We start from the raw sequence: 14,022 nt of genomic DNA, 5'->3' as shown, positions 1-14,022 counted from the left end.
TTAGTCGACATGTTTACTTTATTTTTTTATAAGTTTCTATGATGGTACGAGCAAGAATTTCGATTCCGGTTAATAGACAATCATGATTAAATGTCATACTTGGATGATGTAAGCCGGGAGTTAAATCACAACCTAGACCGAGCATCGTAGCTTTAATAGTAGGTCTTTTTAAAGTATAAAAATGAAAATCTTCTCCTCCAGGTGTAATAATTGGAGGGGCGAAATAGGTTTCACCAACTGTATCGACAATGGCTTGTTTCATCATGTTAACGGCTGATGGGTCAACCTCTGCAGCGACGATTTCAGTTTCAATCTGATAATCAATAGAAATATTATTTAAAATGGCGATAGTTTCAATGGCTTGTTTCACTTTAAGCGTAAGTGCTTCAATAGCAGTATTCGTCTGTGCCCTCACATCGATACTAAATAATGCTTTACCAGGAATAACATTACTAGAATCTCCTCCAGCTTGAAATTTTGTAAGCTTAGCGGAATAAGACAGCATCGGATCCAGATGAATAGCTTGAATAGCTTGCACAATTTGGGCTCCAACTTCAATGGCATTAACTCCGAGATGAGGCCTTGCAGCATGGGCATCTTCACCGTGAATAACTCCGGTAATTAGTTTAGCAGCCCCGTGCATTATGGCAGGGGAAGCATAGCCATCTCTCAATTCTTGAATAGGACGGAGGTGCACCCCGTATAAATAATCGATGTCATCTACGAGGCCTTTGTTGATAAATGAAAGTGCTCCCGTTCCTTTTTCCTCTGCAGGTTGAAAAAATACTTTTAGTGTACCGTACTGTGGAAAACCGAGTTTCTTAAGCACGAGTAAAGCTCCCAACACCATCGTCATATGTGCATCATGACCACAAGAGTGTGTAGCTTTGAAAACGCCATTAATCTCTTGCCAAAGTGCATCCATGTCTGAACGAATGCCAACGCATGGTTTTCCACTTCCTATTGTAACAACTAGTCCTGTGGAATCATCAAAAGTAGTTACAGTAAATCCTTTTTTTGTTAAGAAATCTTTCAAAAAATGAGTTGTTTCTATTTCATGCCAGCTAGTCTCAGGGTGACTATGAAGATAGTTAAAAACTTCCTCTATAATTGGTTTTATTTCTGATATTGCGTGAATCATTTTGTTTCTCCTTCTTCCTCATTTAGAAAATTACCTGAATATTTTTGTTTATCTCTATAACATCGATTGCTGATGTGTTTGGAGAATAACCAAAAAATATAATATATTATGTATGAATTGGAACAGAGGCAGAATAGTAAATGCCTTTCCCTATTTTTGAAGTTTCAAAGTATTGCGTTTGTATAAGTTCTTGTAATACTAGTATATTCACTGCTTTTTGAAGGAGTTACTTAAAGGGGATTAAAAAAGTCTTGCTTAGCGTTACATATTTTTTTAGAAAACGAATGTGTTGGGAGTTGTGGAAGGGGATTCCCCCCATATGGAGTGGGGGGAAATAGGACTTAGTGGAAGTCTTTTGGTGATATTTTCTCGGAATCGGCTAGCTGTTCTTTCTCTTTATCAAGTGAGACAGGCACTGGACCACCTTCTCCAATCATGTTGAGAGAAGCGATTACATCCAAATCCTCGCGCATGGCCATTTCTTCCGGATTCACATTGTTCGGATACATGAAACTCCCTCCTTTCTCTATTTATATTATTATACTAATTATTCAGTTAATTGTATAATCATATGATGAAAATAATTATTTTGTCGAAAAAGGGGGTCAAAATAGTAAATTGGCTTCATTTTAGGCTTCAATTCTATATTATGTCAAAAAACACTATATTCTGACAATTGAAATAATTGAAAAGTTATTTATAATGAAAATTAAGATATAGAGGAGGCGTGTAAATGAATGTTGATCATTTAGTAGAAGTGATGGGGGAGAGTCTACAGAGAGTCGAGGAGTCAGTTGTGCTAATGGGGTATCATTCTAGTATTACTAAAGTCGAACAAGTGCAAATGATGCAAGCTGTTTTAGAATTAAGTGAGCGTGTGAAAAGAATTGAAGCTCTAGTAGAAATGTCTTTATAAAAAAATTGTTTCCTCACACCCTTCCCACCAAAGCAAACCGCAAAAATGCAGTATAAATAGATACTCGAGGCACCGTGCGCACATATGTCCTGATTCATTCCCGCTTTGATGTTTTGATTATGGTATAAATGAATACTTCTTTTTTTCGAACCATTAGGAGTAATTCTTTGACTTCATAATGTTTATGATGTAAATTATCCAATGGGCGAACAATTAAGTCCTTATTCATTATAAATATTCGTATTTGGGAGTGTAAACATGGAAAAAGTATTTGATTATGAAGATATTCAGTTGATTCCGGCAAAATGTGTTGTGAATAGCCGTTCAGAATGTGATACAACGATAAAATTAGGTAAACATGCTTTTAAGTTACCGGTCGTACCTGCAAATATGCAAACAATTATAGATGAAAAGATTTCCATCTATTTAGCGGAAAATAATTACTTCTATATAATGCATCGTTTTGAGCCGCAGAAAAGAGTGGCATTCATAAAAGATATGAATGCACGTGGATTAATCACTTCTATTAGTGTTGGTATTAAAGAGGAAGAATATAAATTTGTAGAAGAACTAGCGAGTGAAAAGTTGTCACCTGATTATATTACAATCGATATAGCTCATGGTCATTCAAATGCAGTAATCGAAATGATTCATCATATAAAAAAATTCTTACCAGAAAGCTTTGTGATCGCTGGTAATGTAGGGACTCCAGAAGCAGTGAGAGAATTAGAAAATGCAGGAGCAGATGCAACAAAAGTTGGAATTGGACCTGGTAAAGTTTGTATTACGAAGATTAAAACAGGCTTTGGAACAGGTGGTTGGCAATTATCAGCGGTAGCATGGTGTGCAAAAGCTGCAAGTAAACCAATTATTGCTGACGGTGGAATTCGTACACATGGAGACATAGCAAAATCGATTCGATTTGGTGCTTCTATGGTGATGATTGGTTCATTGTTTGCTGGTCATGAAGAATCTCCAGGTGAAACAATTGAGAAAGATGGTAAAAGCTACAAAGAATATTTCGGTTCAGCTTCTGAATTTCAAAAAGGTGAAAAGAAAAATGTAGAAGGCAAAAAAATGTTTGTTGATTACAAAGGTCCTTTGAAGGATACATTGGTCGAAATGGAGCAAGATCTTCAATCCTCTATTTCATATGCTGGCGGAAACAAGCTAGAAGCGATTCGTAAAGTAGATTATGTAGTAGTGAAAAACTCCATCTTTAATGGAGACAAAGTATACTAAAAACCATATGCGTGCCTGTCACCGAGCGATTCTAAAAAAGTGTCTGAATTGCTCGGCTGACGGGTACTTTTTTATGCTGTTTTTCGATAAGGAAAGTCATTGACTTGTTTCTTTTAAAAGGGCTATTATGGGGTTAGACGCACACCATGGAGCAGTCACCTTAAATCATAATACAAAGCTGAAGGGCGGAACTTGTTAATGTTTAAGAACGAATTTTATTTGCAGGACAATGAAGGGTCTTTCGAGACTTATAATTTAGGTGATTTTGAATTGGAAGATGGCGGGGTCATTTCTGATTTAAAAATAACCTTTTCCACGTATGGAGAGTTAAATAACTCTAAAAATAACGTGATTGTTGTTCCAGCGTGGTTTTCAGGTACAAGAGAAGATTATGAGTCGTATATTGCTAAAGAAAGAGCCCTAAATCCAAGTGAATACTTTTTTATCGTGATTAATCAATTTGGGACGGGACTTTTAAGTTCATCTCATAATAGCCCAGAACCAGCTACAATGGAGAATTCGCCTAAGGTACGTATGATTGACTATGTACGAGCACAACACCAATTTATTTCCAAGAAACTTGGAATTGGAGAAATTGCTTTAACAGTCGGAAAATTTAAGCGCGTTCTGCAGACAGTTTAATTACAAGTGCCAGTACTAGTGACTGGCACTTTTTTTATTGTCTAGCGTAAGCCGCCTTGCCCCGACAGGCAAATGGGTAATCACTGCGGTGGCTGAGGAGCTGCCTCCTCGCGATTCCCCATTTGCCTGTCGGGGCAGAGATAGACGCTTGCGCATTTCTTATTTCCTCTAATCCTTACTAAATGATAAAATGAGCTTGTCTTTCGTTAATGAATGACAATTCGAATAAGAGGAGTGTGTCAAATGGCTGTTGATGTATATCTTAATTTTAATGGAAATTGTCGAGAAGCTGCAGAGTTTTACGCAGAAGTATTTAACACAGAAAAACCTGACATTATGACTTTCGGGGAATCTCCACAGAGCCCGGAGTACAAACTACCTGAGGAAGCAAAAGACTTAGTAATGCATACTCGACTAAATATCAGTGGTAGCAATGTAATGTTTTCTGATACTTTCCCTGGATCTCCTTTTATTCAAGGAAATAATATTAGTTTAGCATTCGTAGGAAAAAATGAAGAAGAGATTAGATCAGCTTTTGATAAGTTAAAAGAAGGCGGCAGTGTTGGCATGGAGCTTCAAGAAACATTTTGGAGTAAATGCTACGGATCTTTAAAAGATAAATTCGGTATCGAATGGCAATTTAGCCACGAAAGCGCAGAATTACAATAATAGAAAAAAAGGCCGAGAAAGTGATCTAGTCACTTTCTCGGCTTTTTTTCTTTTCGGTAATATATGTTGTTCTTTCGAAAAACCGGATCCCTCGACCCTGAGTTTGACTCAAAAGCTCCAAATAGCACACCGCAACTGGAAGAAACTGGTCAATCGAGACAATCCAGCTCCAGAACGCGACAAAATTCCACCCGAAAGCGACCAAACCCAAAAAAGCGATGGGCTACAGTTACGCAGCTCATCGCTAAACTTTCTCAATAAAACATTTTCTCAGGATTCAAAATACCCTTCGGATCAAACAATACTTTCATCGATTTCATCCACTCTACAGCTTTCCCATGTTCAGCCACTTGATATTTCATTTTTCCTAAACCAACACCATGTTCACCCGTACAAGTTCCACCAAGTGCAATTGCTTTCAAGGCAAGTTTTCCATTGATTTCTTCTGTTTTTTCGTATTCTAGTTGATTCGTTGGATCATACATGATTAGTGTGTGGAAATTGCCATCTCCGACATGACCAAAGACGCCTCCAATTAACCCGCATTCCTCGACTAATTCGCGGCCAAATACGACCATTTCCGCTAACTTTGAGATTGGTACACAAACGTCTGAACCTGAAGAAACTTTCCCTTTTATATGTTTATATGCATATGCTAATTCATGTCGAGCTTTCCATAAGTCCGAACGCTCTTTAGAAGAATTCGCGCGTTCCCAGTTTTGGCAACCTAACTCATGCATTAGCTCTTCGACAACAGATGCTTCTTCTTCTACGATATTTGGAGATCCAGCAAACTCAAAGAATAGGGAGTGTGCTTCTGGAAATGAATAATTTCCGTATTCATTGACTTGTTTAATACTTTCCGCATCGACTAATTCCATCCGCATTAATTGGATTCCACTAGCTAAAACAACATGTGCAGCTTCTGCGCATTCTCCAGGAGTCGGAAATGTGCAACGTGCTGCTAACACTTTTTCCGGAATTCCGTGTAATTTGACAGTCACTTTCGTAATAACACCCAGTGTTCCTTCAGAGCCAGTGAATATACCGTTTAAATGATAGCCCGATGAAGATTTCTTCGCTTTAGATCCTGTATGGATGACATCTCCATTTGCAAGTACTACTTCTAAGTCTAATACTTGATCTCTCATGGAACCGTAACGAACGGCAGTAGTTCCACTCGCATTTGTTGCAACCATCCCGCCAATCGATGCATCTGCACCAGGATCGATTGGGAAATACAAACCATGTCGATTCACGAAATCATTTAATTGAAGTCTAGTCATTCCTGGTTCTACTGTAATCATCAAATCTTCTGGAGCAAATTCAACCACATTATTCATGCGGTCAAAGTTCAGTGAAATTCCCTTCTTCATAGGAATGGATTGGCCTTCTAATCCAGATCCTGCTCCAAATGGTGTTACTGCAATTCCGTGTTCATTCGCAAGTAGAAGAACTTTTACAACGTCATCCGTATTTTCAGGGAAAAATACAAAATCTGGTTCGCGGAAAGGGTGAGAAGACTCATCTCGACTATGCCGATACAATTCAGATTCGCCTCGACTGACTTTATCTTTACCTAGTTGTTCCATACATAAGTACATTAATTTTTCTTCCATGTTTATTCCCCTAACTCTTCAATTATTAGAATATTCTACATGTATAAGAATATTTGCATTATATACAGTATACTAGATAGTAGAAAATCTATTAAGAGAAATGTTTCGTAGTCAAATAATAAAAATAGGAAGCAGGAAAAAAATCATGTCATTACGTTTAAATCCACGTGCTAAAGCGTTAAAAGTTCCAGGAACAAGACAATTTTCCAATCAATTAGTAAATTACCCCGATGCTATTAATTTAACAATTGGCCAACCAGATTTTCCAACGCCTCAGTCTGTAAAAGAAGCAGGAATTCATGCTATTAATAATAATTTGACCGGATATTCGCATAACGCAGGAATTCTAAATTTAAGAGAATCGATTAATACCTTTTTCTCGGATAAATACGGTTTTTCTTATGACCCAATAAATGAAATCATTGTTACAAATGGTGCAGCTGAAGCAATTGACTCCTTATTCCGAACAATTTTGGAAGAAGGAGACGAGGTAATCTTACCGGCCCCAATCTATACGGGGTATGTTCCAGTCATTGAGTTTTGTGGAGCAAAAGTTGTTTATTTAGACACAACAGAAACTAATTTCCAACCATCTGCTGAAAAATTGGCAGAGCTAATAACAGATAAAACAAAGGCAGTTTTGTTTAATTATCCCTCGAATCCAACCGGGGTAGTATTAACGAAGGAAACAATGGATCAACTCGTGGAAGTATTAGTAAATAAAGATATTTATGTCATTACAGATGAAATTTACAGTGAAAATACATTTTCGGGAGATCATCTTTCATTTGCTTCTTACCCACAATTAAGAGAAAAACTATTTTATATTCACGGCTTATCAAAGTCACATTCGATGACAGGATGGAGAATTGGTTTCTTAATGGGGCCAGCTGAAATTATGCAACATGTACTAAAAGTGCATTTGTATAATTCGATTTGTGCCAATTTACCAGCACAGTATGCAGCTATAGAAGCTGTAACAAATGCGAAGGATACACCAGAAGAAATGAATGTAGAATATATTAAAAGACGTGATTTTGTCTACAAACGTTTAGTAGAAATTGGTTTGCCCGTCGAAAAACCAAATGGTGCATTTTATATTTTTCCTTCCATCCAGGCATACGGGTTGAATTCGTTCGACTTTGCTACAAAACTACTTCAAGAAGGTGGAGTTGCCGTCGTACCAGGCAGTGCTTTCACGCCATATGGAGAAGGGTATATCAGAATTTCTTATGCTTATGGAATGCCAGTGTTAGTAGAGGGAATGGATAGGCTGGAGAAGTTTGTGCAGAAGTTGAAGTAAATTTAGTTTTTTGGTTCTGGTAGACTCGCCATGTGTCAGCCTCAAAGTGGAGGTATTTGAAGCGGGCACATGGAAGTCTAGAGGGATATTCTCTACTCCAAATCCAAATGACTTTTCATTTCCTTGGAAATATTTTGGAGCTCTTGTTGATCGAGCATGTAATACCAAATACCATTTATTGTGCTTCCTTCTCGATTTGAGAAAGAGAGCGAATCTACTTGGTCTAATCATTAACTTCAGCTGCAGTTAACTCTTTTGTTCCTTCGAATGGGGAATGTTATTTAATACATTGATAAAGAGTAACTTATGAAATACCATAATTGCAAGACACTTTGCTGACCGTGTTTCCCGTATAATAAAGATTGACTACGATTTGTTTAAATTCCGGGTTGTATCATTTTTGTTTCATATTGGGACAAGTCCCTCGTTAATTTAATTTTAATGACTGAATCGAGGTGTGTCTATAAATCTATATTACCCCCAATTCTAGGTTCAAAAGGAAAGTTAAGCTAAGCTAGAAAAGATGCAAAAAAAATTTCCGGAAAGATAATGTTTTTTTTTATTTATAGTATAATTAAAAAAGATTTAGAAAGAGAGGGATATACTTGAAAAAAATTATTATTTCAACAATGTTAGTTGCAATGCTATCACTTATTTTCAGTTTTTCTTTAGATGAAACAGCAAATGCTAGCTCTTTTCGTGAAGTCAAAAGTGTCAATGCCTCAAGTTTAGTGGTTAAACAAAAACCTACAACTAGCTCAACAACCATTTCAACTTTGAAAAAAGGGGATTTTGTAACGGTATTTTCACAAGAAAATGGATGGGCGTCTATTCAAAAAGGTAATATAATTGGTTATGTTAATGCTTCTTTCTTAACAACACCAAAATCAACAATTAAAATAGCAAACTCTAAAAGTGGATTAGTTGTTAAAACAGTGCCGTCTAGATCAGTTCCAACTTCAGCGACTTTACAATATAATATGATTGTTGAAGATTTTGGACCAGTTGGAAACGGTTGGTCGTTTGTACAATATGGAAATGTAACTGGATATGTTGCTTCCAACTTTATTGGTACTCCTCTAACTAAAGTGAAGTACGTAAATACTGCAAGCGGAGTAGTTGTTCGAAATATAGCAAGTACAAGTGGTGCAAATATAGGGACTATTGTAAATGGTACAGAAGTAAAGGTACATTCATCATTATTTGGTTGGTCATATGTAACTGCAGGAAACCAAAAAGGCTATGTTGTTGATAAATACTTATCTACGAACAAGCCTGTAATCATTGTTGAGACACCTTATAAAGCTATGGTTAGAAAAGTAAATGCTTTAATCTCAGAAGGCCGAGCTTTTACTGATGGTTCATATACTATAGGGGAAATTCCACAAGGCGAGTACGCGTTTATTTCTCTTGCTGATGATTTTAATTACTACTCTGAAGAGTATTTATCAGGAGAAATTATTGATAATGAAATTTTTGAGAGTTTTGGCTACGTTTATGTACACGAAGCTGGCAATATACAAACAGAAGGCCTATTGATAGACTTAGACAGTCTTTCTAGTTTGGGTGTAACGGGAGCGAAAGGAATTTATGAAGTACTTAACAATGTGAAAAATTATAATGATTCAGGGATGTACAAAGTTGGATTAGACATTCAGGCAGGTTATTATGTTATTGAAAGTAGTAGTGAAGCATATGTTGCATTATTGACTGGACCAATTGGAAGAAATGATATTATAGATAATGATTTTTTTGATGGAAGATATGCTTTGAGTATTAGTGAAGGGCAATATCTGCAAATTTCTGGCGGTACTATTTTAAAATAGATAATAAGTTTTGTTAAATCAAAATGTTGATTTCAAAGAAAAAGAAGAAATAGACTCTTGATATTTACTGAAGAGTTTATTTCTTTTTTGTTAACTAAGAAATAATATCGTGTATTTTTTTAAACAGGCTCCTTAACAAATCAAAAAGCTTTGAATACATTAGAATTTGACTTCATAAATAATAAATAACTAAAATTTAGAGTTGGTGCTTTCAACTATTAGAGGAAGATACAGGTGTTTTTACGTGTAGTTTTACTCCAATAATAGACCTGGTTTTTGCATGTGAGCTACGCTAAAATTAATGCAACACTAGTAATCTATTGATAATACATGAGATTTAATTCTACTCAACAAAATAGACAAAATTTTATAATATACTTACCACATGTGAAAATGAAACTAATGTTTTTGTGACAAAGTTTAAATTTTGTTCTAAACTAAATTGTGATATAATTTAGATTGCAGTTTATGGACAAGTGTTTCCGAACGAAAGGAAGAACAGGATGAAAAAAAGCATGAGTGTCCTAGGACTATGCTATAAAACAATTCTAAATGAAATTACCAGTGCTCGTTTAAGTTTTTTTTATTTTGAGTATGTAAAATATAAGCTACCTAGTTTAGGTGGGATTAAAGATGAGTAAGTTAAAAGTAGCATCTATAATATTTCTAATTTCAACAATGATCTTGAAATTCTCTAGTATGATAAGAGATTTAGTAATAGCTGCATTATTTGCTGATTCTTACAAAGCGGATGTCTATTTTGCTGCTATGACAATACCAAATGCGATGATCTTATTCTTATTAACTGGAATGAAAGATGCTTTTTTACCTAGCTATTATAAATTTGAAGCAATTGGTAAAGGGGAAAGTCATTTAACTAACATTTTAAAGAGTACTTTTATCATCACAACAATTTTTGCAATACTAGGTATTTTATTATCCTCGCCTTTAATGAAAATAATATATCCTACTTTTTCAGAGTTTGAATATGGAACTCATATTGCAGTCTGGACAAGTATTATCTATTTCGCTTCTTTAATATTTGTTGGAGTAAATGCAGTATATGAAGGCTATTTTGATGCACAAAAAAAGTTTTCATTCTCCGTTTTTTCACAAACAATTGTAGTTCTTATTACAATCTTATTCGCAGTATTGTTTCATGAAAAATGGGGTATATTATCGGTGCCAATGGGATATTTCATTGGGACTTTCCTAAGCCTTTTAATAAAAGTTGTCTATAGAACCCCCAAAAGATTTATGAATTGGTCTCAACAAATTAATCGTGCTGAGGTAAAAGAGTTTTATGGAATTTTTTGGCCGGTAGGATTAACAATAGCTGTTGGGCAAATAAACTTAATGGTAAACACGTTTTTTGGTGCAAGATTAGGAGAAGAAGGAATTGTTTCGAATCTAAATTATGCTTTTAGACTGGTTAATATTCCACAAGCAGTATTTGGCGTAACAATTGCTACAATTGTTTTCCCAATTATTGCAAAGGCTAGATCAGAGAGTAATATGATAGATTTCCGTAAAGGAATTGAGAAAGGAATACTATATCTATTAATTTTTCTCACCCCTGCATTAGCAGGAATGTGTGTATTAATGCAAGAATTAGTTAGCTTAGTATATGAAAGAGGTGCATTTACTTCTAGTTCCACTCAAATTACAGCATCCTATGCAATCTTATACATTGGTTCGACCTTTTTCTATTCTATTCAAGCTATTGTGGCAAAAGGGTTTTACACTATGCAAAAAGGTCACTATATAATGAGAATCGGTTTGATTTCAGTATTACTTAATGTTGTATTAAATTGGACATTATCTGGAAAATTTGGTGCAGAAGGCATTGCCTTATCAGCATCGCTTGTAGCTGTTTTTTATTCTGTAATTACTTTCACAACCCTATGGAAACTTGTAGGGGGATTAAATAAGACTTATTTATTAAAAAATAGTTTCCAAGTTATAGCTGCTACAGTTACTATGATTTTTGGAGTTCTCTTTGCAGATAAATTTATAGAAATTGCAGACTTACCACCATTTCTACATATTTTAATTATTGCTGTTCCTGGAGCAATTCTATACTTTTTAGTTCTCATGTTATTCAAGAATGAATTCGTGAAAACTATCATATCAAAAGGAGGAAATAAACCATCATCTTAATGATGGTTATTATCATATGAAAAAAACTATGAAAAATTCTATCAATCAGTTGAATAAAATTGACACCTTTTCACCTTATTTCTTTTTACCTTTCATTTTAATTTTATACTTTTTTATAAGTCTATTTGATTTTCATCGTTTTGAACTTTTTAATGTAAGTAAGTCTATTTGGCCAGTAGTGATATTGGCGATTTTAAGCTATTACATAGGTGTGTACATAATAGATAAAAAGGATTGGACATTACCATCATTTGGCCTTTCATTCCTTAATAAGTATGTAACATGGATGATTTGGCTTCTTGGATTTATTGGAGCCGTTGCTTATTTTACAATGATTATTGAAGGTAGCATTGGACTAACAGACGAATCAGTTCGTAGAAATTTAGATCCAAAATTAAATTTCTTAAGCCAGCTACTTTGGTTCGGAATCATTCTTCTTTTATCGTTGAAAATAATGAAAGAGAAAAATTTGACTAAATTAAAGATTTTTTCATATGCTGCTACTTATGGAGTAATTATGGTGTTGTTTTTATTAATGGGATATAGAACTCCAATAGTTATCATGTTATTTACAGGATTAATAATTTCTCATTACGTTATAAAGAAAGTTAATCTAACTTGGTTTTTTTCTGTATTGCTTGTAATCGGAGTGTTCTTTTCGTTATTTGGCTTTTTTAGAGTAATTTCAGAAGATACTTCAATAAAATCTAATTCTCAAGAACAACCAGAAGTTGTTTTAACAGAAGTAAAAGCTAAAGAGTTAGAGACTGTTGAACAAAAAGTTAATAAAGTACCAAAATGGATTCGTTCATTAAATGGTGAAAGTGTTACTGGTCATATAGTTCTAAGTAAAATTATTGAGTATACAGATGAAAATGGATACTTATATGGGGAAATTCATGAAGGAATTTTTACAACGATACTTCCAGGAGAACAAACATCTCCTCGTATGAAAGTAACAGAAATTGTCAATTCTTTAAGTATTGAGGAAGGGAAGTTTATCACCCGACCATCTAGGACAACAACTCCAACTTACATCGGACAACTGTTCTTAGATGGGGGATACATATTAGTAGCTTCTGGATTCCTTATTTTTGGTGTTGTAATTTCACTACTTTATAATCAAGTAAAACGTGAAGGTCATAGAAGTTACCAAGCTGTAGCATATGCATTCGTTTCAACTATGTTTACTATATCTATGCATACTGGTTTGCTAGATTTGATTTTCTATTTAATGATAGGGTTTGTTATTTTGACTTCTGCAATAGGTACTAGAAAATCAACATCTTTAACTTTGTAATTGTTTATAATAAAATATAAATGAAGAAGAAGCTTTGTCTTAGATATTGACTTAATTGTCAACTCAGACGAAGCTTCTTATATCATCAGAAAAATTTATAGTCGTATGATAGTAATATTTTCGCGCGGAAAGGCAAGAAATTTTGATAATCAAATGCATTCCGCTTATTTTGCTAGCTCACAAAATGCATATAAAGTTTCTTTGGTCTGGAGTATTTGCTCTGGACCATTTTCTTTCGTTTCACTAAGTTTACGTAAAAACCTTTTTAGTATAGTGGTTATAATTGATCTCTATTACTAATAATTTGTCATATGAATTATCTGGATTGAATAGAGAAAGACGTTCATATGAGGCTGTTTTTTACTGTGAATGCAAAAGATGCAAATGGTAAAGTATATTGCTCAGTTAGGCACGAAAAAGATATCAGTTGATTTTAAAGCGGAAGAAACTCTACCAAAGAAGTTTTCAGATATAAATTTATATACGTTTCAAGCCTTCATTTCAGTGTAATGTTATACAGAGCAATTATAACGATATTATTTTGCTTCTCCATATACATGTTGGAGAGGCTTTCAATATGCTATAATCAATTAACAAATATAACAGACTGTTATATATGTTAATTAGGATTGTGTGAGAATAAGGTCATAATTGTTTTCAGCAATACCCTTAATCTTACTGAGAAATGTTTCGGAGTTAACAGTTATCCACTATATATTTTTATTCCTATAGGTCGTGGGGGATTTTAATGAATTTATACAGGGGAGAAGCCAACTGTATGATACATATGCCTTGATTACAAAAAATATCGAAGTGCCATTCTTTTCTACTAAATACCCACAAGATGTCGAGACATCTGTAAATATTTATAATAGAATGGTTTATAAAGAGAATGTGAAGATTATTGAAAAAAATCTATAGTCTTTGCAAATATTAGAATTGAATACTGATTTAGATATTGTAAATGGAACTAGAGTTACATTCTTTAATTATTGAAACGGATACACAAACACCAATAATTATAGTATCCTATCAAACAATAGTGAATGATTTTATGAATCTTGTAGAATTATGTGAATATTGTTTCTCAATGGATACAATGGCTCAAGATGAAACTATAATTACACAAGCATTTTCTAAAATGTCTTCTGATTGGCGAAATACAGTTAATTACGCGAAAAAAGTATCGAATCATTAAAAAAAA

At 34.4% G+C, this 14,022-nt stretch carries 12 protein-coding genes; 9 read left to right on the top strand and 3 right to left on the bottom strand.

Annotated features, from left to right (window positions below; genetic code table 11):
* Positions 1–13: 13 nt before the first annotated feature.
* The gene (locus tag C7437_RS06905) at positions 14–1,141 is read right to left on the bottom strand and encodes a M20 peptidase aminoacylase family protein (protein ID WP_111438881.1); all 1,128 of its coding nucleotides are present in this window, start codon (positions 1,139–1,141) and stop codon (positions 14–16) included.
* 341 nt (positions 1,142–1,482) lie between these two features.
* Positions 1,483–1,650 (bottom strand): hypothetical protein, encoded by a 168-nt coding sequence (locus C7437_RS16940; protein WP_170122331.1) that lies wholly within the window; start codon positions 1,648–1,650, stop codon positions 1,483–1,485.
* A 224-nt stretch (positions 1,651–1,874) separates the two neighbouring features.
* On the opposite strand from C7437_RS16940, the gene C7437_RS06900 reads away from it, so the two are divergent.
* From C7437_RS06900 to C7437_RS06885, 4 genes are all read left to right on the top strand, one after another.
* Entirely contained in the window at positions 1,875–2,057 is a 183-nt protein-coding gene (locus tag C7437_RS06900; RefSeq protein WP_111438880.1) for a hypothetical protein, read from the top strand.
* 258 nt (positions 2,058–2,315) lie between these two features.
* The gene (gene guaC / locus C7437_RS06895) at positions 2,316–3,299 is read left to right on the top strand and encodes a GMP reductase (RefSeq protein ID WP_111438879.1); all 984 of its coding nucleotides are present in this window, start codon (positions 2,316–2,318) and stop codon (positions 3,297–3,299) included.
* 198 nt (positions 3,300–3,497) lie between these two features.
* Positions 3,498–3,941, top strand: coding sequence for an alpha/beta hydrolase family protein (locus tag C7437_RS06890; RefSeq protein ID WP_146249616.1), 444 nt, complete (start codon positions 3,498–3,500; stop codon positions 3,939–3,941).
* 243 nt (positions 3,942–4,184) lie between these two features.
* A complete protein-coding gene (locus tag C7437_RS06885; protein ID WP_111438877.1) occupies positions 4,185–4,610 on the top strand; it encodes a VOC family protein in 426 nt (141 codons plus the stop codon).
* 254 nt (positions 4,611–4,864) lie between these two features.
* Here the strand turns inward: C7437_RS06885 and C7437_RS06880 are convergent, their stop codons facing one another.
* Positions 4,865–6,229: an FAD-binding oxidoreductase gene (locus C7437_RS06880; RefSeq protein ID WP_111438876.1), complete on the bottom strand. Its 1,365-nt coding sequence runs from the start codon at positions 6,227–6,229 to the stop codon at positions 4,865–4,867.
* A gap of 145 nt (positions 6,230–6,374) precedes the next feature.
* On the opposite strand from C7437_RS06880, the gene C7437_RS06875 reads away from it, so the two are divergent.
* The 5 genes from C7437_RS06875 to C7437_RS06855 all read left to right on the top strand — a co-directional run bounded on the left by C7437_RS06875 (position 6,375) and on the right by C7437_RS06855 (position 14,016).
* Positions 6,375–7,532: an aminotransferase class I/II-fold pyridoxal phosphate-dependent enzyme gene (locus tag C7437_RS06875; RefSeq protein ID WP_111438875.1), complete on the top strand. Its 1,158-nt coding sequence runs from the start codon at positions 6,375–6,377 to the stop codon at positions 7,530–7,532.
* 605 nt (positions 7,533–8,137) lie between these two features.
* Positions 8,138–9,358, top strand: a complete 1,221-nt coding sequence (locus C7437_RS06870) for an SH3 domain-containing protein (RefSeq protein WP_111438874.1) — start codon at positions 8,138–8,140, stop codon at positions 9,356–9,358.
* 633 nt (positions 9,359–9,991) lie between these two features.
* A complete protein-coding gene (gene murJ / locus C7437_RS06865) occupies positions 9,992–11,518 on the top strand; it encodes a murein biosynthesis integral membrane protein MurJ (protein WP_111438873.1) in 1,527 nt (508 codons plus the stop codon).
* Positions 11,519–11,534: 16 nt separating this feature from the next.
* On the top strand, positions 11,535–12,818 hold the full coding sequence (locus tag C7437_RS06860; RefSeq protein ID WP_111438872.1) for an oligosaccharide repeat unit polymerase: 1,284 nt from the start codon (positions 11,535–11,537) through the stop codon (positions 12,816–12,818).
* A 964-nt stretch (positions 12,819–13,782) separates the two neighbouring features.
* Positions 13,783–14,016: a hypothetical protein gene (locus tag C7437_RS06855; RefSeq protein ID WP_111438871.1), complete on the top strand. Its 234-nt coding sequence runs from the start codon at positions 13,783–13,785 to the stop codon at positions 14,014–14,016.
* The last annotated feature ends 6 nt before the right edge of the window (positions 14,017–14,022 follow it).

It is taken from the genome of Psychrobacillus insolitus (assembly GCF_003254155.1).
Classification (GTDB): Bacteria; Bacillota; Bacilli; order Bacillales_A; family Planococcaceae; genus Psychrobacillus; species Psychrobacillus insolitus.
The sequence above is the reverse complement of the archived record's forward strand: the minus strand, read 5'-3'. Positions and strand labels throughout refer to the sequence as shown.

What these genes read in the sequence shown, in the direction of transcription:
- C7437_RS16940 (WP_170122331.1), bottom strand. Translation starts at nt 1,650, where the DNA reads ATGTATCCGAACAATGTGAATCCGGAAGAAATGGCCATGCGCGAGGAT.
- C7437_RS06885 (WP_111438877.1), top strand. Translation starts at nt 4,185, where the DNA reads ATGGCTGTTGATGTATATCTTAATTTTAATGGAAATTGTCGAGAAGCT.
- C7437_RS06875 (WP_111438875.1), top strand. Translation starts at nt 6,375, where the DNA reads ATGTCATTACGTTTAAATCCACGTGCTAAAGCGTTAAAAGTTCCAGGA.
- C7437_RS06860 (WP_111438872.1), top strand. Translation starts at nt 11,535, where the DNA reads ATGAAAAAAACTATGAAAAATTCTATCAATCAGTTGAATAAAATTGAC.
- murJ (WP_111438873.1), top strand. Translation starts at nt 9,992, where the DNA reads ATGAGTAAGTTAAAAGTAGCATCTATAATATTTCTAATTTCAACAATG.
- C7437_RS06900 (WP_111438880.1), top strand. Translation starts at nt 1,875, where the DNA reads ATGAATGTTGATCATTTAGTAGAAGTGATGGGGGAGAGTCTACAGAGA.
- C7437_RS06890 (WP_146249616.1), top strand. Translation starts at nt 3,498, where the DNA reads ATGTTTAAGAACGAATTTTATTTGCAGGACAATGAAGGGTCTTTCGAG.
- C7437_RS06880 (WP_111438876.1), bottom strand. Translation starts at nt 6,229, where the DNA reads ATGGAAGAAAAATTAATGTACTTATGTATGGAACAACTAGGTAAAGAT.
- C7437_RS06905 (WP_111438881.1), bottom strand. Translation starts at nt 1,141, where the DNA reads ATGATTCACGCAATATCAGAAATAAAACCAATTATAGAGGAAGTTTTT.
- C7437_RS06855 (WP_111438871.1), top strand. Translation starts at nt 13,783, where the DNA reads ATGGAACTAGAGTTACATTCTTTAATTATTGAAACGGATACACAAACA.
- guaC (WP_111438879.1), top strand. Translation starts at nt 2,316, where the DNA reads ATGGAAAAAGTATTTGATTATGAAGATATTCAGTTGATTCCGGCAAAA.